Annotated in this window: 19 protein-coding genes; 8 read left to right on the forward strand and 11 right to left on the reverse strand. The window is 73.4% G+C overall.

Annotation, left to right across the window (positions count from 1 at the left end; genetic code table 11):
• Positions 1–61: 61 nt before the first annotated feature.
• From AB0I83_RS07105 to ligD, 3 genes are all read right to left on the reverse strand, one after another.
• The gene (locus AB0I83_RS07105) at positions 62–382 is read right to left on the reverse strand and encodes a zinc-ribbon domain-containing protein (RefSeq protein WP_356534157.1); all 321 of its coding nucleotides are present in this window, start codon (positions 380–382) and stop codon (positions 62–64) included.
• Entirely contained in the window at positions 379–2,508 is a 2,130-nt protein-coding gene (locus AB0I83_RS07110; protein WP_363303892.1) for a HEAT repeat domain-containing protein, read from the reverse strand. The genes AB0I83_RS07105 and AB0I83_RS07110 overlap by 4 nt, the downstream gene beginning before the upstream one ends.
• Positions 2,509–2,672: 164 nt before the next feature.
• Complete coding sequence (gene ligD, locus AB0I83_RS07115) at positions 2,673–3,566, reverse strand: non-homologous end-joining DNA ligase (RefSeq protein WP_363303893.1); 894 nt, start codon at positions 3,564–3,566, stop codon at positions 2,673–2,675.
• A gap of 59 nt (positions 3,567–3,625) precedes the next feature.
• Here ligD and AB0I83_RS07120 point away from each other — a divergent pair, with 59 nt between their 5' ends.
• The 4 genes from AB0I83_RS07120 (at position 3,626) to AB0I83_RS07135 (ending at position 7,954) form a co-directional block, all read left to right on the forward strand.
• Positions 3,626–4,720, forward strand: a complete 1,095-nt coding sequence (locus AB0I83_RS07120) for a Ku protein (RefSeq protein WP_363303894.1) — start codon at positions 3,626–3,628, stop codon at positions 4,718–4,720.
• Positions 4,721–5,162: 442 nt separating this feature from the next.
• The gene (locus AB0I83_RS07125) at positions 5,163–6,368 is read left to right on the forward strand and encodes a nuclease-related domain-containing protein (protein WP_363303895.1); all 1,206 of its coding nucleotides are present in this window, start codon (positions 5,163–5,165) and stop codon (positions 6,366–6,368) included.
• Between the two features lie 64 nt (positions 6,369–6,432).
• Positions 6,433–7,392 (forward strand): D-2-hydroxyacid dehydrogenase family protein, encoded by a 960-nt coding sequence (locus AB0I83_RS07130; RefSeq protein ID WP_363303896.1) that lies wholly within the window; start codon positions 6,433–6,435, stop codon positions 7,390–7,392.
• A 103-nt stretch (positions 7,393–7,495) separates the two neighbouring features.
• Positions 7,496–7,954, forward strand: a complete 459-nt coding sequence (locus AB0I83_RS07135) for a nuclear transport factor 2 family protein (protein WP_356534147.1) — start codon at positions 7,496–7,498, stop codon at positions 7,952–7,954.
• Between the two features lie 81 nt (positions 7,955–8,035).
• Here the strand turns inward: AB0I83_RS07135 and AB0I83_RS07140 are convergent, their stop codons facing one another.
• The 4 genes from AB0I83_RS07140 to AB0I83_RS07155 form a co-directional block, all read right to left on the reverse strand.
• Positions 8,036–8,194 carry a hypothetical protein gene (locus AB0I83_RS07140; protein WP_356535831.1) on the reverse strand — a complete coding sequence of 53 codons (159 nt, stop codon included), beginning with the start codon at positions 8,192–8,194 and terminating at the stop codon, positions 8,036–8,038.
• Between the two features lie 36 nt (positions 8,195–8,230).
• Positions 8,231–9,160 carry an MBL fold metallo-hydrolase gene (locus tag AB0I83_RS07145; RefSeq protein ID WP_363303897.1) on the reverse strand — a complete coding sequence of 310 codons (930 nt, stop codon included), beginning with the start codon at positions 9,158–9,160 and terminating at the stop codon, positions 8,231–8,233.
• On the reverse strand, positions 9,157–9,693 hold the full coding sequence (locus AB0I83_RS07150; protein ID WP_363303899.1) for a flavin reductase family protein: 537 nt from the start codon (positions 9,691–9,693) through the stop codon (positions 9,157–9,159). Before AB0I83_RS07150 ends, AB0I83_RS07145 begins: the two co-directional genes overlap by 4 nt.
• 77 nt (positions 9,694–9,770) lie before the next feature.
• The gene (locus AB0I83_RS07155; protein ID WP_356535834.1) at positions 9,771–10,556 is read right to left on the reverse strand and encodes an SDR family NAD(P)-dependent oxidoreductase; all 786 of its coding nucleotides are present in this window, start codon (positions 10,554–10,556) and stop codon (positions 9,771–9,773) included.
• A gap of 207 nt (positions 10,557–10,763) precedes the next feature.
• Between AB0I83_RS07155 and AB0I83_RS07160 the strand changes: the two genes are divergently transcribed.
• The 3 genes from AB0I83_RS07160 to AB0I83_RS07170 all read left to right on the forward strand — a co-directional run bounded on the left by AB0I83_RS07160 (position 10,764) and on the right by AB0I83_RS07170 (position 13,812).
• A complete protein-coding gene (locus tag AB0I83_RS07160; RefSeq protein WP_356535835.1) occupies positions 10,764–11,255 on the forward strand; it encodes an SRPBCC family protein in 492 nt (163 codons plus the stop codon).
• The gene (locus AB0I83_RS07165; protein ID WP_356535836.1) at positions 11,252–12,388 is read left to right on the forward strand and encodes a hydrolase; all 1,137 of its coding nucleotides are present in this window, start codon (positions 11,252–11,254) and stop codon (positions 12,386–12,388) included. Before AB0I83_RS07160 ends, AB0I83_RS07165 begins: the two co-directional genes overlap by 4 nt.
• 158 nt (positions 12,389–12,546) lie before the next feature.
• A complete protein-coding gene (locus AB0I83_RS07170) occupies positions 12,547–13,812 on the forward strand; it encodes a cytochrome P450 (protein WP_356535837.1) in 1,266 nt (421 codons plus the stop codon).
• 184 nt (positions 13,813–13,996) lie between these two features.
• Here the strand turns inward: AB0I83_RS07170 and AB0I83_RS07175 are convergent, their stop codons facing one another.
• From AB0I83_RS07175 to AB0I83_RS07190, 4 genes are all read right to left on the reverse strand, one after another.
• Entirely contained in the window at positions 13,997–14,767 is a 771-nt protein-coding gene (locus tag AB0I83_RS07175; RefSeq protein WP_356535838.1) for a VOC family protein, read from the reverse strand.
• Positions 14,768–14,914: 147 nt separating this feature from the next.
• On the reverse strand, positions 14,915–15,466 hold the full coding sequence (locus tag AB0I83_RS07180) for a hypothetical protein (protein ID WP_356535839.1): 552 nt from the start codon (positions 15,464–15,466) through the stop codon (positions 14,915–14,917).
• Complete coding sequence (locus tag AB0I83_RS07185; RefSeq protein ID WP_363303901.1) at positions 15,459–16,745, reverse strand: FAD-dependent oxidoreductase; 1,287 nt, start codon at positions 16,743–16,745, stop codon at positions 15,459–15,461. Before AB0I83_RS07185 ends, AB0I83_RS07180 begins: the two co-directional genes overlap by 8 nt.
• Positions 16,745–17,068, reverse strand: a complete 324-nt coding sequence (locus AB0I83_RS07190) for a 2Fe-2S iron-sulfur cluster-binding protein (RefSeq protein ID WP_356535841.1) — start codon at positions 17,066–17,068, stop codon at positions 16,745–16,747. Before AB0I83_RS07190 ends, AB0I83_RS07185 begins: the two co-directional genes overlap by 1 nt.
• A gap of 170 nt (positions 17,069–17,238) precedes the next feature.
• Here AB0I83_RS07190 and AB0I83_RS07195 point away from each other — a divergent pair, with 170 nt between their 5' ends.
• A complete protein-coding gene (locus AB0I83_RS07195; protein WP_356839557.1) occupies positions 17,239–18,729 on the forward strand; it encodes an MFS transporter in 1,491 nt (496 codons plus the stop codon).
• Positions 18,730–18,733 lie beyond the last annotated feature (4 nt).

Genomic DNA, 18,733 nt, shown 5'->3' on the forward strand with positions numbered 1-18,733 from the left:
CGGGTGTTATTTCCCTTATGTCAGCTTCGTGGCACCTCTCGGCGGGTGTACGGGGACCGGCTCAGCGCTGGTAGGGGTTCTGGCCGGGAGGCGCGTAGCCGGGCTGCTGCTGCGGGGCGCCGGCCTGGTTGCCGTCCTGCCCGCCGTGGGCCGCCTGGGCCAGCAGCTGCTCCGCCTGCTCCTTCGGTATCTGCCGCTCCCCGCCGCAGAAGGTGCACTGCGTCGCGTACTTCGTGGAGAAGGGGAAGAGCGGGACGAAGAACAGCGTGAACTTGGTGACCCGCTTGCGCAGGGTGTGCGCGGCGGGGTTGCCGCACCAGCCGCACACCATCGTCAGGACCGCCAGTTGGTAGAGGTAGCCCCGCGTACCGAAGATGATCATGATGTGGTTCCTTTCCCCGTGTCTTCCCGAAGAGCGCGCCGGCAGAGCGCCAGCAGCTTCTCGTCCTCATAAGTGTCGTGACTGCCGTAGCCGCCGTCCATCGCGTTGTGGCGGCGTACGGACAGGAGCTCGGCGCGCAGCACGCGTGCCGCGTCCGACCCTGCACCAACGGGCCCCATCCGCGCCAGGCATTCCGCGACCCGGACTTTGACGTGACGGTTCCTCTCCCAGGCCGAGAGGAGCACCGGCACGACTTCGCCGGTACCGCCGGAGACCTTCCACAGCGAGATCGCCGCCTCGACCCGGAGCCAGAGTTCGTCGTGCTCCAGCAGGGCGCGCAGCCGCGGCGCCACCACCTCGGCACGCCTGCCCAGCGCTCCCAGCGCGCTCGCCGCCGCCCTGCAGTCGTGCACCTGCTCCGTGCGCAGGCCCTCGGCCAGCACCGGGAGTACCGCCTCGGTGTCCCCGGTGACGGCCCACAGCGCCTCTGCCGCCTCCGTCGCCACGGCCGTCCCTGGCCGGCGGATCAGCCGCCGAAGCTCGGGCTCGGCGCACCGGGCCGCGGGCCCGAACGAGCCCAGCGCCCGCAGCGCGGCCGTACGCAGCCACTCGCCCCGGTACTCGGGCGCCCCCCGCAGCACTCGCAGCACCTCCGGCGCGGCCTCGCCCGCCCGCAGGGCCGTCAGCCCGCCGAGCAGCGGACTCGCCCGGTCGTACGCCCCCTCGTCGAGACCGACCTCGCCGAGCCTGCGCCGCAGCACCCCGGCGAGCGGCACCGCCGCGGCCCCCAGGTGCCCGATCGCGAACCCCACGTCGTGCGGGACCTCGGGCCGCTCCAGGGCGGCCTCCAGTGCGGGCAGCACCCGGGCGTCACCCAGCCTGGCCAGGGCCTTCACCGACGAGCCGAGGCCGGGCGGCCCGCTCGCCCACTCCTTCACCCAGGCCCCGGGGTCCGCCGCGACCCGTGCCGCCAGGGCGTCGGCCGCCGGAGCGGCCAGGTCGAAGAGCTCCTCGAGCACGTGCGAGGCGGCGTCGGCCAGCCGGGGCTCCGGATCGGCCAGCTGTACGCCGACCAGCCGCACCAGGTCCTCGTACGAACCGCGCCAGGCCCGTATCAGCCCGCCGCTCATCCGCACGGCGTCGATGCGCTGCCACGGGTCCGGGCTGTTCAGCTGGTCCGCCAGCAGCGCCGTACGGTCCCCGACCCGGTCGTCCAGGCCGCTGTGCAGGGTCCGCAGCAGATCGGCGGCCCACGGGGTGCTGCGGCCGGCGGACTCCTCGGCGGACAGCGCCCTCAGCTGTCCCACCAGGGTCGACGCGGCGGTCCGGTCGCAGGCCGTGTCGTCCGCGCCCGGTGCCGGCACCGCCGGGGGGCCGGCGACGGCGGGCCGGGAGCGCAGCTCGCGCAGCAGCCCCGACACGACCCGCACCACGTCGCCGGGCAGCGCGTCCGGCGCGCACCTGGCCAGCTGGGCCAGCGCCGCGAGCCGAAGCCCGGGCGGGTGGGCCTCCGCGGCGAGCCGGCTCAGCCAGTCCGTCGCCCGCGCCGCCAGCGGCCGGTGGCGCAGGGCGATCCGGCCGGCGGCCTCGACGAGCGCGAGCCGCACCTCGTCGTCCGTCTCCACCGGCAGCCGCTCCCGCAGCAGGGCGAGCACCTGGGCCGGCCTGCCGTGCAGCGTGGCGAGGGCCAGCGGTGCGGCGAGCCGCACCCCGGGGTCCTCGTCGGCGACGAGCTCGAAGAACACCGAGGAGCCCGCGGAGACGGCGGCGGCCGCCATGGCGTAGTTCGCGACCCCCTCGATCTCGTCCTCGTCCAGCTCCGCCAGTTCGTCCTCCTCGGTCTCGTCGAGGTCGATGCCGCCGATGCTCGTGAGGAGTTCGACGATGCCGCCCCGGTCCCGTATGCCCGGATCCACGGCCAGCTCGAAGAGGAACGGGATGCAGGCGAGCGTGCAGGCGTACACGTCGCCCTGGTGGTGGACCGCGCCGTACATCCCGTCCAGCGCGCTCTCCCGGTCGGCCGGCTCGGCCGAAGCGAGGCCGTACAGGAGGCCCGGCACGTCGTCCGCCGGGCCGTAGGCGTGCTCCATCGAGGCCCACTCCACCTCGTCGATCCCCGCGAACACGCCACACCCTCCCCGTGTCTTGCCTCCGCTCCCCGGAAACCGCGTCCGCGAAGCAGCGTCTGGGCAGAGTCTGCACCACGGTCATGACAATCCACCCTGCAATTGCGCGCATTCCTCACCACACCCCGCAGCGCTGTGAACAGGCTGTGTGCGCCCTGTCCCGCTCAGTGGCCGGGCAGGGGGCGGGCCCGCCCCGGATCGTTCAGCGGGGCGAGGAGATCTCCGTACCGTTCCAGCCGCGCGCCCATGCCGCCGGCGAGGAAGACCAGCTCCGCGGGGTCCCCGCACGCCTCGATCTCGTCCCAGGTGACCGGCGCGGAGACGGCCGGGCCCCCTTTCGCGCGCAGCGTGTACGGGGCGGCGGTGGTCTTCGCCGCGGCGTTCTGGCTGAAGTCCACGAACACCTTCCCCGGGCGCAGCGCGCGGGTCATCCGGTGCACGGCCAGTTCGGGCAGGGCGCGCTGGGCCTCGACCGCCAGCTCCTTCGCGTAGGCCGTCACCTCGTCGGAGGGCGTCGGCTCCAGCGGGGCGAGCAGGTGCAGCCCCTTGGAGCCTGAGGTCTTCCCGTACGAGGACAGGCCGTCGGCCGCCAGGCGTTCGCGCAGCCACAGGGCCACGGTGCAGCACTCGACGATGCTCGCGGGCGGCCCGGGGTCCAGGTCGAACACCATCAGGTCGGCGACGCCGGGGGAGTCCTGACGCCACTGGGGGGTGTGGAACTCCACCACCAGGTTCGCCGCCCACATCAGCGAGGGCAGGTCCTGTACGAGCACCTGTCTGGCATCCGGTTCGTCGTGGCGTGGCACGGGGGCGGTCCGCACCCAGTCGGGTGTACCGGGCGGCGGGTTCTTGGTGAAGAACCGGAGCCCCTCCGGCCCGTCCGGGTACCTCAGGAAGGACAGCGGGCGGTCGCGCAGGTGCGGGAGCATCACGCCCGCCGCCGTGGCCGCGTAGTAGTGCAGCACCTCGCCCTTGGTGGTCCCGGTGGCCGGGTACAGCACCTTGTCGAGATTGCTGAGGGCCAGGCGCCGCCCCTCCACCTCCGTGATCGGCGTCATACGATAAGAATCACACGAAAACGTACCTATATGTTCATTACGCCCGTAAGGGGTGAACGGTGAGGTCCATCTGGAACGGCTCCATCTCCTTCGGACTGGTCAGCATCCCGGTCAAGCTCATGAACGCCACCGAGAACCACGCCGTCTCCTTCCGGCAGATCCACCTCGCCGACGGCGGCCGGATCCGGTACCGCAAGGTCTGCGAGCTGGACGAGGAGGAGGTGACCCCCTCCGAGACGGTCAAGGCGTACGAGGACGCGGACGGCACGGTCGTCCCGGTGACCGACGAGGACCTCGCCTCGCTCCCGCTCCCCACGGCGAAGACGATCGAGATCGAGGGGTTCGTGGCCTCCTCGGCGATCGACCCGCTCCAGCTGGACTCGGCGTACTACCTCCAGGCCAACGGGGTCCCCGCCGCCAAGCCCTACGCCCTGCTGCGCGAGGCACTGAGGCGCAGCGGGAAGGTCGCCGTCGCGAAGTACGCGCTGCGCGGCCGCGAACGGCTGGGCATGCTGCGGGTGACCGGCGAGGTGATCGCGATGCACGGCCTGCTGTGGCCGGACGAGATCCGCTCCCCCGAGGAGGTGGCCCCGGACTCCTCGGTCAGGATCCGCGACGCCGAACTCGACCTGGCGGACGCCCTGATGAACACCCTGGGTGAGACCGACCTGGACACGCTCCACGACGACTACCGGGAGGCGGTCGAGCAGCTGGTCGCCGCGAAGGCCGCCGGTGAGCCCGTCGCGGAGGAGGCGGCGGAGGAGACCGGGGGCAAGGTGATCGACCTGATGGCGGCGCTGGAGAGCAGTGTCCGGGCGGCCGAGGAGTCCAAGGAGGAACGGGAGGACGGCGGGCACGCGGAGGTCCACCCGATCGAGGGCCGCAAGCCCCGCCCGGGCAGCGGTGACGGCGGCGGCGGTGCGAAGGAGACGGCGCGCGCCGGGGGAGCCCGCAAGAGGACCGGGACGGCGGAGTCCGCGGCGAAGAAGGCGCCCGCCAAGAAGAAGGCGCCCGCCAAGCGGACGGCGGCGAAGAAGACCCCGGCCGGGACGGCCACGGCGGACGCGACCGCACAGCGGAAGACGCCGGCGGCGAAGAAGGCGGCGCCGGCGAAGAAGACCGCCTCGGGCGGGCGCAAGCGGACCTCGGCCTGAGGCACGCCCGCGCCGCAGCGGTCGTGCCCGGGCGGCCGTGCCACGCCGGTCGGTGCCCGTGCGCCTGGTCGGCGGTCGGCGGCGTCGGTCCGGCGGGACGCGGCGGCCCCTGCGGTCCCGTCGCCCCGCGTACCCGGATCCGGGGCGGGGGCGGTCGTACAGCGGATCGATCTTGTGGTCGAAGCCGCCCGTACAGGTGACGAAACGACCGTTTCCGAGGTCAGGGGCGAAGCGAGGGCCATGATGGACGCCTGTCCGGCACCGGGGCTCCCCCCTGGTCCGACCGGGCGACCGGAGCCGGTCCGGGGCACATCGTCCCCGGACCGGCTCCGGAATGCCGTGGTCCCGATTCCGCGCGCCCGCTCTGCGCCCTGTCCGACGGCCCGGCCGCCGTACACGCTGGGGGAGACAGGACGCCGGAGCGGTGAACAGAGGGGGCACGATGCAGGATCTCAAGGTCACGTCATGGCAGCTCTTCGGGCACGACCGGCTCTATGTGAATCTCCCGGACGGCACCGCGATCGGATGGGCGGACCTGGGCAACGGCACCATCACGGTCCTGCACCCCCGTTACCGGGACGCCGTGCTGGACGCGCTCGCCCGCCAGGTCCCGGACATGCCGTCCCTCCTCGGCGAGGACGCACCGGAGGAGCAGCCGGCGCCGACGCCCCCGCCGCAGGTCCCGCGCATCCCTCCCATGCGGGGGATGCGGAAACGTGTGGCCGCGCCGGACGCGGAACCCCTGCCCGCGCCCGGGACGGAGCGGGAGGCCGCGCCGGACGCGGAGCACACGCCCGCCCCGCAGGCAGAGCCCGTACCGGTCGCGGAGCAGGCACCCGCACCGCAGCCGCCGCCCGGACGGGAGTCCCCGCCGGAGCCCCCGCCCGGGCCGAAGGCCGCCGCACCGCAGTCCCCGCCCCCTCCGGAGGCCGCCGCACCGCAAGCCACGCCCGCACCGGATGCCCTGCCGGAGCCGGGTGGAGTTGCCGGGGCCGAGCGGCCCGGGGGGTCCGCCGCCCTGCCGGCCCTGACGCCCGCGAGCGACCTCGCGGCACGGCGGGCCGGTGAGGAACTCCGGGAGCTGCTGGGCGAGTCCGCCGCCGGCACGCTCGCACGCGCGGCCACCGGGGTGCTGCGCCGGAACAAGGAGGCCGACCCGCGCCGGACCGCGCTGGCGGGGGAGCGGCGTGCCGGGGCCGAGCTCAGGCGGCTGACGCGGCACGGCTGGCGGGTGCTGCACTCCGTGCCGCTGCCCGACGGCACCTGGATCGGACACCTGCTCATCGGGCCGGGCGGCGTGTTCGCGGTGAGCACCGAACACCACCCCGGGGCCTCGGTACGGATCGACGACGGCACCCTGCGGATCGACGACGGCGACCCGCGGCCGTACGAGCTCGGGGCGAGCCCCGGGGCCCGGCGGGCCGGGGAGGCGCTCGCGGCCCACTGCTCCTTCGACGTGCCCGTCGGGACCGTGCTGCTGTTCACCGGTGTGACCGCGCTGGAGGTGGTCGCCACCCCGGCCGGCGTCCGCGTCTGCCGGGAGCGGGAGGTGTCGGCGCTCGCCCCGCTGACGGGCGTGCTCACCGCCACGCAGGTCGAGCGGGTCTACGACGTCGCGCGGAACAGGGAGGCCTGGCGGGAGGCGTGAGCGCGCGACGCGGCCGGTAGATTTCCCGTGCCGCCGCAGTGCCGCCGCCGAAGGGGAACACATCATGGAACTCCGCTGTGCCGTGCTCGACGACTACCAGTCCGTGGCGGCCACCGCCGCCGACTGGTCGCCCGTCGCCGACGACGTCGAGGTGGTCACCTTCGCCGAGCACCGCGCCACCGAGGACGAACTCGTCGACCAGCTCGCCGACTTCGACATCGTCGTCACCCTGCGGGAGCGGGTGCCCTTCCCCGCGACGCTGATCGAGCGGCTGCCCCGGCTCCGGCTGATCGTCGCCTCCGGCATGCGCAATACGTCCATCGACCACGCCGCCGCCGAACGGCACGGGGTCACCGTCTGCGGCACCGCGAGCACGGCGACCCCGCCCGTCGAGCTGACCTGGGCACTGCTGCTCGGGCTGGCACGCGGCATCGTCACCGAGGCCAACGCCCTTCGGGACGGCGGCCGCTGGCAGTCGACCGTGGGCGCCGACCTGCACCGTCGCAGGCTCGGACTCCTCGGCCTGGGGAAGATCGGCAGCAGGGTCGCCCAGGTCGGTCTCGCCTTCGGCATGGACGTGGTGGCCTGGAGCGAAAACCTGACGCCGGAGCGGGCCGAGGAGGCCGGCGTGGGCTTCGCCGCGACGAAGGAGGAGCTGCTGGAGACCAGTGACTTCGTCTCCGTGCACCTGGTGCTCGGCGACCGCACCCGGGGGCTGCTGGGTGCGAAGGAGCTCGGGCTGATGAAGCCCGGCAGCTACCTCGTCAACACCTCGCGGGCGGCGATCGTCGACCAGGACGCACTGCTCGACGTCCTGCGCCGAGGGGCGATCGCGGGCGCCGCCGTCGACGTGTTCGACGTCGAGCCGCTTCCCGCGGACCACCCGATGCGCGGCGCCCCGGGGCTCCTGGCGACCCCGCACCTGGGCTATGTGACGCGGGCCAACTACGCGGCGTACTACGGGGACGCGGTGGAGGACATCCGCGCCTACCTCGACGGCGCGCCCGTCCGCCGGCTCGGCTGACGAGGCACCACGACCGCCTCTCCAGCGGGAGTGCAGCCGCGCCCGGCAGCCTGGTGGTCACTGCGGGCAGCCGTGAGGGCCGCCGCCGCGAAGGGAGTTCGCCATGTCTCAGCCGGTCGGGACCCTCCGTCAGCAGGTCACCGGTGACCTGTATGCGGAGGTGCAGACCTTCTACGCCCAGCAGATGCGACGGGTCGACGCCCTGGACATCGAGGGTTTCGCCGACACGTTCACGGACGACGGGGAGGTCGTGCACGCGGGTGGGCAGCGCCAGAGCGGCCGGACGGAGATGGTCGCCGGTATGCGGGCCAACCTGCCCCGCTACCAGGACATCGCCGTACGCCACTGGTTCGGCCACCTGATCATCGAGCCCGACGAGGCGGACGGGGACACCCTGCGTGTCTCGTACTACACGCTGGTCACCCAGACCGACCGTGAGGGCAAGGTGGCCTTCCAGCCGACGTTCACCGTGGACGACGTGCTGGTTCGCCGTGACGGGCGGCTGCTGACCCGGTCGAGGGTCATCCACCGCGACACCCCGGTGGCCCCGCCCGCCGGCTGAGCCGCCTTCCCACCCGGTACGTGGACGAGGGGCCCTGCGCGCAGGGCCCCTCGTCCACGTACCGGGTGCGGTCGCGGCCGTTCAGTCGATGCCCCGGCAGATGTGCGGCTCGCTCCCGTCGTCGTCCGGGTCCCCGGCCAGCAGCAGCGGTACCCACAGGGGTACGACGGCGAGGGGAAGGGCGGGCAGGGGCACGGGCGGCGGCTCCACCGTCTCGCGGTCCAGCAGCATCGTCTCCATCGACGAATCCTCCTTCGAGATGTGCGGTGTGTGCGATCAGGCGTGGCAGGCGGGCAGCCCGCCGTTGAAGGCGACCATCTCCTTGAACGAGGCCGCCACATCGATGCGGGCACCGGGGGCCAGGCCCTCGAGCTCCGCGTACGCGCGGTGCAGGTTGCCGACCAGCCGCTCGGGGTCGAGCAGGCCGCCGAACGCACCCGGGTCCGCCTCCCGGGCGGCCCGCAGCGGGTCCAGGCCACGCCGCAGACCGTCCCGCGCGAGTTCCCGGAGGCGGACGAGGTACGCGCGGGTGGCGTCGATGAGTTCGGGGCCGCCGACCGGACCGTGTCCGGGTACCACCACCGCGGGCTCCAGTGCCCGCAGCCGGTCCAGGGCCTCCAGCGAACCCGTCACCGACCCCATCAGGACGTACGGCGTCACCCCCGACCAGACCACGTCGCCGGTGAACAGGACGGACCGCTCGGGCACCCACGCCACGACGTCGTTCGCCGTGTGGGCGGGCCCCACGTGGAGCAGCTCGGTGCGCAGCCCGCCGCCGTGCAGGGTGAGTTCGTCGCGGAAGGTGAGCGTGGGCAGGGTCAACGGGGTGTCGCCCCACGCCACGTCCGGCCACAGGTGACGCAGACCGAGGCCGGCCTCCTCCGTGTCGGACCGGGTCCCCTCGTGCGCCACGACCACCGCCCGGGGGACGAACTGCCCGTTGCCGAAGGTGTGGTCGCCGTGGAAGTGCGTGTTGACGACGTGGTCGGGCCCGGCGGGCACGATCCGGGCCACCTCCTCGCGGAGCCGCCGGGTGCGTGACTCCGTCGCCGCCGTGTCCACCAGGACCGCGGAGTCCCGGCCGACGACCAGACCGGCGTTGTTCAGGCACCAGCCGCCCTCGGGCTGGACGAAGGCGTACACCCCGTCGGCGACCCCGACCAGCGAACCGGGCGGGGCCGTCACGGGAGCCGTGGCCGTGCTCACGCGGCGGCCTCCGCGGCGGACAGCCGGCCGAAGCGGCCCTGGTGGAAGAGCAGCGGGTCGGGGACCGAGCGGCCGCCGGACAGGGCGACGACCCTGCCGACGAGGAGCGTGTGGTCCCCGGCGGCGTACTCCGCGTCGAGCACGCACTCGAACGACGCCTCCGCGTCGGGGAGTACGGCGTTGCCCGTGACGCCCTCCTCGGCGGAGAGCCGCAGCATGGCGGCCCGCCCCTCGGAACGGTCGGGGCGGCAGAACTCCTGCGCCAGGTCGCGCTGCGACTCGGTCAGCACGTTCACCGCGAAGCTCCCGGCGCGCGAGATCCGCGGTCGCATCCGCCCGTCCGCCTTCACGGAGACCAGGATCAGCATGGGGTCGAGCGAGACCGAGGTCAGGCTGTTCAGGGTCATCACGATGGTCTCGTCACCGCTGCCCTGGGTGAGCAGCGTGACGCCCGTCGGGAAGCGGCCCATCGCCGTACGGAACGCGGTCGCGTCGGGCTCGGCCAGCAGTGCGCCGGCGGTCACAGCAGTCATGTCAGGTACTCCTATTCCGCCCGTGCCGTCAGGGCGTCGAGGTCAGTGGTCGCCGAACCGCCCGTCGGGCGTCCGGGTCAGTAGTTGCCGAGCCCGCCGCACACGTTCAGGGCCTGCGCGGTGATCGACGCGGCGGTGTCGGAGGCCAGGTAGCCGACGAGCCCCGCGACCTCCTCGGGGGTCGAGTAGCGGCCCAGCGGGATCTTGGCGTTGAACTTGTCCTGGATCTCCTCCTCGCTCACCCCGTAGTGACCCGCGTAGCCCTGGCGCACGCGCTGGGCCATCGGGGTCTCCACATAGCCGGGGCAGACGGCGTTCACGGTGATGCCGGTCGGGGCGAGTTCCTTGCCCACGGCCTTGGTGAAGCCGATGACGCCGTGCTTGGAGGCGGAGTACGGCGCGGCCAGCTCGACGCCCTGCTTGCCGCCGGTGGAGGCGATGTTGATGATCCGGCCCCAGTCGCCGTCCCGCATGAGGCCGGTGCTCAGGACCTCGCGCGTGACCCGGAAGGTGCCGTTCAGGTTCGTCTCGATCACGTCGTCCCAGAGGGAGTCCTCGATCTCCGCCGTCACCCCGCCGCCGCCCCGACCGGCGTTGTTGACCAGGATGTCGATCCGGCCGTACTCGGCGACCGCGGCCCGTACGGCCTCCTTGATCTGTTCGAGCGAGGTCACGTCGCACACGGTTCCGGCCACTTCCAGGCCTTCCTCGCGCAGTTCCTTGACCACGGTGCGCACGCTCTCCGCGCCGCGCGCCACCCCGAACACCGCGACGCCCCGCCGGGCCAGCAGCTCGGTCACGGCCAGGCCGATCCCGCTGGTCGCACCCGTGACGAAGGCAACTCGTCGTACCGCGTCTGTCATCGTGCTCTCCCCATCGCTCGTTGCTGTCCGGTCCACGTCGGCTCGACGGTGGGCCCGTCTCCTTGCGGGGTTCTCGGACGGTGGTGGAGCCGGGGTGGACGCCACCTGTTCGAGCCGAACTCGACACGCGGCCTAGCGGAGGCGGTCAGCGTGGGCTCCATTCGATGCGGCGACCGGGCGGACACCCGGCTGGAGCGAGGAGGCCCCGTGCCCGAGCAGACGCAGACCCTGCCCGACGTCAGGAAGTCGGTGACCGTGGCGGCGACGCCAGACCAGTGCTTCAAGGTCTTCACCGAGCGGCCCGCGGACTGGTGGCCGCCGAGCCACATCCTGGTGCGCAAGGAGCGGGCCGGACTGGCCTTCGAGCCGGGCGTGGGCGGGCGTTACTACGAATGGGACGTGGAGGGCACCGAGATCGCCTGGGGCCGGGTGCTGGAGTGGGTGCCGGGCCGGCGGGTCGCGATGACCTGGCGGATCGACCCCAACTGGCAGTCCATCCCCACGGACGACGGGGCCAGCCGGATCGAGGTCGACTTCGAGGCCGTCGACGCGGAGCACACCAGGGTGTCGCTCGCCCACGTCGATCTGGACGGGCACGGCCCGGGTGCCGAAAGGATCTTCAAGGCGCTCGACGGGCCGAGCCCGGGTGAGACGCTGGAGCGCTTCGCGCAGGCCGTCGCGGACGGAGCCGGAGCATGAGCGCCGACACGGGCGTCATCGAGGCCCCGGCCGCCACCGGGACCGGGCTCGTGGAGTCGGCCGACCGGCTGCGCCTGCTGGCGGCCCTGCACGCGGGTGACGCGGACACCGGACGCGTCCTGTCCCACGAGGTCACCGACGCGATACGGGAGGCCGGGTTCGCCCGGCACTTCGTCGCCGCGCGGTTCGGCGGCGCCGAGGGCTCCTTCGACGAGCTGACCCGCGCCGTCGTCTCCGTGGGCCAGGGCTGTGCCGCCTCGGCGTGGTGCGCCTCGCTCGCCGCGTACTCGGCCCGCTTCGCCGCGCACCTGCCCGAGGAGGGCCACCAGGCACTCTGGGGGCCGAGCCCGGACACGGTCGTGGCGACCGGGCTGATGCCCGCCGGGCGGGCCGCCCCGGCGGACGGCGGCTGGCGCGTCAACGGCCGGTGGGCGTACGTCAGCGGGATCGACTTCGCCGACTGGGTCATGCTCTGCGCCGCCGTCGGAGGCGGCGAAGGGCCGCCGCAGCTGCGCTTCTTCACGCTGCCCCGTGGTTCGTACAGCGTGCTGGAGACCTGGGACAGCGTCGGGATGCGGGCCACCGGCAGCCACACGGTCGTCGTCGACGACGTGTTCGTGCCGGCCCATCTGTCCTTCGACCGGACGGACATGCTCACCGGCCGCAACTCCACGTCCGGTGTCCCCTCGCACAACGTGCCCTTCCAGGCGGTCGGCGGACTCACCTTCATCGCCCCGGTGGTCGGCGCCGCGCTCGGGGCCCTGGAGGCCGCGGCCGGATCGGTCACCGGCAGGCGGCGGAACCAGACCGCCGAGCTCACCTTCGTCCGAGCCTCCGGCCGCATCGACGCGGCACGCCTCCTCGTGGAGCAGAACGCCCACGTCCTGGACCAGCGGCTGTTCACCCCGGAGCACATGGCGCGCAACGAGCGCAACGCCACCTACGCCGCCGAGAGCCTGCGCGAGGCGGTCGCACTCCTGGTGGGCGCGGCCGGCACCGGCGGCCTCGGCGAGGGGCACGCGCTGCAGCGGTTCTGGCGGGACACCACGTCCGCGACCAGCCACGTCGCGCTCCAGTACGACACGGCGGCCCGCAAGAACTACTCGGCGGTGCTGCTCGGCCCGGTGGAGTAGGCGGACCCGACGAGGGCTCGTGGGGCGTCCGGGGAAGTCCCGGGCGCCCTTCGTCCTCGGGTCCGGGCGGCGCGGGCGCGCTCCAGTTGCGGGCGACCTGGCCTCGATCGTCCGTACGTACGTTGGCCCCGACCGTAACGCCAAGCGGAGGTTTCATCGTGACAGTCACCCAGGAGACGGCCACCCAGGAGACGGCGCCCCAGGGCACCGGCTGCCCGGTGGCCCACACCTTCCCCTTCAGCGGATCCAGCTACCGGGGCCCCGCGCCCGCCTACGGCCGGCTGCGCGTCGAGCAGCCGGTGGTGAAGGTGCCCACGGCGGGCGGCGTGGACGCCTGGCTCGTCACCCGTTACGAGGACGTCCGCCGGCTGTCCGCCGACGCCAGGCTCAGCCGTGCCCAGGCCTGCGGCGAGGGCGCTCCCCGGGTGGGCGGCACCATGCACACCACGCCGGAGATGATCATCTCGCTGGACGCCCCCGAGCACTCCCGGCTGCGCAAGCTGGTGGCGGGCGCCTTCACCATGCGCCGGGTCGAGCGGATGCGGGAGAACGTCCAGCGGGTCACGGACGAGCTGCTGGACGACATGGAGGCCAAGGACGGGACCGTGGACCTGGTCCAGCAGCTCGCGGTGCCGCTCCCGCTGACCGTCATCGGCGAGCTCCTCGGCGTACCCGCCGCGGACCTCCGGGAGTTCGAGCAGTGGGCGCGCGCCTTCGCCACCGTCGACGACCGGGCCGGTGGCGAGGCCTCGCTCCACGCCCTCGGCAAGCTCAGCGAGTACATCGTGGGGCTGATCGCGGAGAAGCGCGCCAACCCCTCGGACGACATGCTGTCCGAGCTCATCGCGGCCCGCGACGACGACGACCGCCTCAGCGAGCCGGAGCTGGTCACCTTCGGGTTCACCCTGATCGGCGCGGGCTTCGACACCACGGCCAACCAGCTGGCGAACTCGGTGCTGGCCCTGCTGGTCGACCACCAGGAGCAGTGGCGGTACCTGGTCGAGGACCACTCCCGCATCCCCAAGGCCGTCGAGGAACTCCTGCGGCACGTGAACCTGTTCGCGACCGACACCTCGGGTTTCCCCCGCATCGCGGCCGAGGACATCGAGGTCGGCGACGTCACCATCCCCAAGGGCGACGCGGTCCTGCTCTCCCTCGCGTCGGCCAACCGGGACCCGGAGGTCTTCGACCAGCCCGACCGCCTCGACCTCGGCCGGGAGCGCAACCCGCACATCTCCTTCGGCCACGGGATGCACTACTGCCTGGGCAAGCACCTGGGACGCATGGAGATGGAGATCGCCATCGAGGGCCTCGTGCGCCGCTTCCCGAACCTGAGGCTGGCGGTTCCGGAGAGCGAACTGCCTTGGCACACCGGGGAGATCAACCACACGCTGACCAGTCTCCCGGTCGTCCGGGGCGACTGACCCGAAGCGTGGCCGAAGGCCGGTCCCCGCCGCCGCGGGGACCGGCCTTCGCGCATGCCCGGCTCCCCCATGCCCGGCCACCCGCCCCCGCAGGCCCGGAGCGGGTCCTCCCGGGGCCGTACACGCGGAACGGTCCCGGCCACCCCTCGGGCGGCCGGGACCGTTCCGTGCGGTCCGCGGCGGGTCAGCCGGCGTCCTTGACCGGGCCCATCAGCGCGAACCTGGCCCCCTGGTCGTCGGAGACCAGCGCCGAACGGCCGAACGGGCTGTCCGACGGCTCGCGGCTGACGTCCCCGCCCATCTTCCGCACCGTCGCCACGGCGGCGTCCGTGTCCTCGACGGAGAAGTACACCAGGGCGTGCGCGGGTACCTCGGCGGGGATGTACGAGCCCATCTGGAGGCGGGCGGCCACCGGGTACGGCGCCCCCGGCAGCGACCAGAGCTTGAAGTCGAACTCGCCCTCGGAGATCTGCTGCCCCTCGTAGCCGAACACCTGCTCGTAGAAGGGGTCCACCGCGGCCTTGTCGCGGGTGTAGATCTCCGGCCAGAAGAACGAGCCCGGGGCGCCCTTCAGCTCGAAGCCGTCCCGGGTGCCCGCCTGCCAGGCGCCGAACACCGCGCCGCCCGGGTCGGTCGAGACCAGCACCGTGCCGGCGCCGGCGATCGCGAGGGGACCCGAGAGCACCTTGCCCCCGGCCTCACCGATCCGGACGGCCAGGGCCTCGACGTCGGGCGTGGACAGGTAGAGGTTCCACGCCGCCGGCGCACCGTCCCGGGCGGGGACGAGCGCGGCCACTTCCTTGCCGTCCTTGAGCGCGGGCGTGTAGTGGCCGAACTCCTCGGCACCGGCCCCGAAGGTCCAGCCGAACAGCTCGCCGTAGAAGCGCTTGCCGGCCTCCAGGTCGGGCACGGTCACATCGGCCCAGCAGGGGGCTCCAGCGTCGAACGAGGTCATGTCTCGCCTCTCTCATCTGCACAGGGTGAGCGGGTGGTCACGGTGGCCCCGACGCTAGTGCGGGCCGCTGGAGTCCTGGACGAGCCGCGCCCGCGCCCGGCTCGTGGAGAGCCGGGCGCGGGCGCGGCTCGGTGGGTGAGCCGGGTGTCAGCGGGCGGTGCGTACCCGGGTGGCGGTGGCGTCGACGCCGATCGGGCCCTGCGGGTGGCCGTTCTCCTCGACCGTGACGAACGCGTGGGCGGAGGAGGTGAAGTGCTTCCCGGAGATCCGCCCCAGGTGGACCGCCTCGACCTTGCCGGGGTACGGCGCACCCGGCGGGCCCGGCGGGTGGGTGACGTAGAAGGTGAAGGTGCCGTCGCTCCGGTCGCTCCAGAAGCCGCCCCCGGCGAACTGGGGCTCCCCGTCGCCGTCCACCGGCCCCACGACCGTCAGCTGGTGGTCCGGGAGGAAGACGAAGCGCGAATCGGTGACCGAGTCGCCGTCGGGCGAGTGCACCGTCACGCTGAGGTCCCAGGTGCCGGCCAGGGTGACGTGCCTGCCGTGGCGGGCTGACCCCTCACCCGCGGTGGCCGTCGCGGTGCCGGCCCCGGCCAGGACGGAGAGTACGGCGAGCCAGATCCCGATCAGGCGGAGTGCGGCCGGGCGTGGAGCCCGCCGCCGGGCGCCGTCGGCCCCGGGTGCCGTCGTGGTTTCAGACATGGACGGTCTGCCTTTCCTGGGTGTGTGCGTTGCTCCGAACAGGTGTGGGGGGACGGGTGAAGGTCTTGAGGTCGAAGCCCGGCCGGCGGACCGTGTCGGGCGACAGGTCGGTGCCCGCCGCCAGCAGCCGCCGGGAGATCCCGTGGTCGGCGGGGCGGTTCAGCGACTCGGTGCCGACCAGCCGCCCGGCGCGGAAGCAGAAGACGGAGAAGCGCCCGCCCTCGACGTCGCCCACGGTCACGGCCTCGTCGTGGTCCGCGGTGAGCCCGGCCATCTGGAGCCGCAGGGCGTACTGCTCGGACCAGAACCAGGGCACCGCGGTGTACGGCGCCGGCTCCCCGCAGATCGCGGCGGCCACGCACCGGGCCTGGTCGGTGGCGTTCTGCACCGACTCCAGGCGGACGTGGCGGCCCGCGTAGGGGCTGGGGAAGCGGGCGCAGTCGCCGAGTGCGTAGATGTCGGGGTCGCCGGTCCGCAGCCTGTCGTCGACCACGACGCCGTCGCCGACCGTCAGGTCCGCGGCGAGCGCCAGTTCGGTGCGCGGCACGACGCCGATGCCCACGACGACGAGTTCGGCCGCGATCCGCTCGCCGCCGTTCAGCTCCATCACCTGGACCCGGCCCGACTCGTCGCCGTACAGCGCCGACACCTCGCGGCCCAGCAGCACACGGACCCCGGCGGCGCGGTGCTCCGCGACCACACGGTCCGACATGGTGGGCGTGAGCGCACGGGTCAGGGCCCGGGGCTGCGCCTCCACGACCGTCACCTCGTGACCGAGCCGCCTGGCGGTGGCCGCGACCTCCAGGCCGATGAACCCCGCGCCGACCACGACGATCCTGCGGGCGGGACCGGTCAGCCGCAGCCGCAGCTCCTCCGCGTCCGCCAGGTCGCGCAGCGTCAGCACACCGGCCAGGAACGCACCGGGCACCGGAAGCGTGCGGGGCCGGCAACCGGTCGCGAGCACGAGGGCGCCGTAGGGCAGGCGCAGCCCCGACTCCAGCCGCACGGTGCGCCGTTCGCGGTCGATCGCGGCGACCCGGTGACCGGTCATCAGCTCGATGTCCTGGTCGGTGTAGAAAGACGGCGGACGCAGTGCGATCTCCTCGGCGGAGACCGTGCCCGCGAGGTAGCCCTTGGACAGCGGGGGCCGTTGGCCCGGGCGGTCCGGCTCCTCCCCGATCAGGGTGACACGGCCCCGGAACCCGCGGCTCCGCAGTGCGGCGGCGGTCTCGAAGCCCGCCTGGCCCGCGCCCGCCACGACGACGGAGTCGGCGGCCATCAGCTCTGCGCCTCGGGCAGGTGGACCAGCAGCCCGTCGATCGCGTCCGAGACCGGCAGCTGGCAGCTCAGCCGGCTGAGGTCCGAACGCTCGCAGGCGGTGCCGTACAGCACGTCGTCCTCGACGGAGTCCATCTCGGGCAGCGGCAGGGTGTTCGCCGGGTCGACGTACACGTGGCAGGTCCCGCACTGGGCGGAGCCGCCGCACTGGGCCTCGATGCCGTCGACGTTGTTGAGTTTCGCACCGCGCATGACCGTGTTCGGGGCCTCGACGTCGACGACGGTGACGGTTCCGTTCGGATGTTTGTAGGTGATCTTGGCCATGGCGAGCTCTCCTAGTGGAATATCGGCCGGCCGTGCGGAGGTACGGCACCGGACTCTGGGACAGCTCCCTGCAGGCGTGGTGGAGCGCCTCTCGACCCCCTCCGGCGGGCTCGACCCGGCCGCTACCGCAGGTCGATCCCCGGTCGATCGGACCGGCGCAGCGTGCCCGCATGACAGTGACCGAACGGACACGGGACACGGCTTCCCCACCCGGCAGGGGCGGCGCCGGCCGTCGGCTGCCCCTCGTACTCGCCGCCTGCTGCCTGGGCCAGTTCATGAACGTGCTGGACGCCTCGGTGGTGAACGTGGCGCTGCCCGTCATCGCGCGCGACCTGCACTTCGACGAGCACAATCTGCAACTGGTCAACAACGCGTACACGGTGGCGGTGTGCGGCTTCCTGCTGCTCGGCGGCAGACTGGCCGACCTCTTCGGACAGCGGCGCGTCTTCCTCTTCGGCGTGGCCCTGTTCACCCTGGCCAGCGTGGTCGGGGGAGCGGCCGACGCGCCGGTGACCCTGGTGCTCGCCCGCGCCTTCCAGGGCCTAGGAGCGGCCGTCATGGCCCCCGCCACGCTCACCGTGCTGGGCACCACCTTCACCGAACCGGCCGCTCGGGCAAGGGCGTTCGGGTGGTGGAGCGCCGTGTCCGGGGCGGCCGGGGCGATCGGCGTGCTGGCCGGCGGCGTGATCATCCACTGGTTCTCCTGGCGCTGGATCTTCCTGGTCAACGCGCCGATCGGGCTCGTCCTGTTCGCCACCGTCCGCTGGGTCGTGCCGGAGACCCGCCCCCGCCGGACCGGCGCCGGGCGGGGGCTCGACCTGCCCGGCGCGGTCACGGTCACCCTCGGCCTCATGGCCGCCGTCTACGGCGTCGCCGAGTCCCACGTGCACGGCTGGGGCTCCGTCCGGGTGCTCGGCCCGCTGCTGTGCGGCGGGGTGCTGCTGGCCGCCTTCCTCGTGATCCAGGCGCGATTCGCCGCCAACCCCCTGGTGCCGCTGGGCGTCTTCCGCAACCGCTCGGTCGCCGCCGCCAACCTGGTGGCCTTCTTCGGCATCGCGGCGCTCTTCAGCACCTTCTACTTCTTCACACTGGTGCTGCAGCAGGTGCTGCACTACAGCCCGCTGCGTACGGGACTGAGCTACCTCCCCCTCTCGCTCGGCATCGCGCTCGGCGGCTGGGGCGTCGCCTCCCTGGTGCCCAGGACCGGACCGCGCCCCATCCTGCTCGCCGGCCTCGGGCTGTCCGGCACCGCGCTGTTCTGGCTCTCCGCCGTGGACGCCGGCGCGACCTACACCGGAGACGTGCTCGGGCCCGCCACGCTGCTCGGCCTCGGTATGGGCGCCGTGCTCAACGCCACCACCAACGCGGCCACGGCCGGGCTCCCCTCCCACCAGGCCGGTCTGGCCTCCGGGCTGCTCAACACCACGCGCCAGCTCGGCAGCGCCGTCGGCCTGGTGACCCTCGCCGCCCTGTCCGCGGCCCGCATCGACGCCCGAGCGGCGGAGGGAGCGGCCCGCACCGACGCGCTCGCCTCCGGCTACGGCCTCGCCCTCACCGGCGCCGGGGTCTTCGCCTTCGCGGGGCTGGTGGCCGCGCTGTTCGTGCCGGTCCGACAGCGATCCAGCACTCCTCGAGGCCACACCGAGAAGGTGGCGGCCTGACGAG

It is taken from the genome of Streptomyces sp. NPDC049970, from assembly GCF_040660235.1.
Lineage (GTDB): Bacteria > Actinomycetota > Actinomycetes > Streptomycetales > Streptomycetaceae > Streptomyces.

Bases quoted from the DNA above. Each gene is read 5' to 3' on its own strand.
- AB0I83_RS07105 (WP_356534157.1), bottom strand. From the start codon at position 382: ATGATCATCTTCGGTACGCGGGGCTACCTCTACCAACTGGCGGTCCTG.
- ligD (WP_363303893.1), bottom strand. From the start codon at position 3,566: ATGACGCCGATCACGGAGGTGGAGGGGCGGCGCCTGGCCCTCAGCAAT.
- AB0I83_RS07125 (WP_363303895.1), top strand. From the start codon at position 5,163: ATGCAGGATCTCAAGGTCACGTCATGGCAGCTCTTCGGGCACGACCGG.
- AB0I83_RS07130 (WP_363303896.1), top strand. From the start codon at position 6,433: ATGGAACTCCGCTGTGCCGTGCTCGACGACTACCAGTCCGTGGCGGCC.
- AB0I83_RS07135 (WP_356534147.1), top strand. From the start codon at position 7,496: ATGTCTCAGCCGGTCGGGACCCTCCGTCAGCAGGTCACCGGTGACCTG.
- AB0I83_RS07140 (WP_356535831.1), bottom strand. From the start codon at position 8,194: ATGGAGACGATGCTGCTGGACCGCGAGACGGTGGAGCCGCCGCCCGTG.
- AB0I83_RS07150 (WP_363303899.1), bottom strand. From the start codon at position 9,693: ATGACTGCTGTGACCGCCGGCGCACTGCTGGCCGAGCCCGACGCGACC.
- AB0I83_RS07155 (WP_356535834.1), bottom strand. From the start codon at position 10,556: ATGACAGACGCGGTACGACGAGTTGCCTTCGTCACGGGTGCGACCAGC.
- AB0I83_RS07165 (WP_356535836.1), top strand. From the start codon at position 11,252: ATGAGCGCCGACACGGGCGTCATCGAGGCCCCGGCCGCCACCGGGACC.
- AB0I83_RS07175 (WP_356535838.1), bottom strand. From the start codon at position 14,767: ATGACCTCGTTCGACGCTGGAGCCCCCTGCTGGGCCGATGTGACCGTG.
- AB0I83_RS07180 (WP_356535839.1), bottom strand. From the start codon at position 15,466: ATGTCTGAAACCACGACGGCACCCGGGGCCGACGGCGCCCGGCGGCGG.
- AB0I83_RS07185 (WP_363303901.1), bottom strand. From the start codon at position 16,745: ATGGCCGCCGACTCCGTCGTCGTGGCGGGCGCGGGCCAGGCGGGCTTC.
- AB0I83_RS07190 (WP_356535841.1), bottom strand. From the start codon at position 17,068: ATGGCCAAGATCACCTACAAACATCCGAACGGAACCGTCACCGTCGTC.
- AB0I83_RS07195 (WP_356839557.1), top strand. From the start codon at position 17,239: ATGACAGTGACCGAACGGACACGGGACACGGCTTCCCCACCCGGCAGG.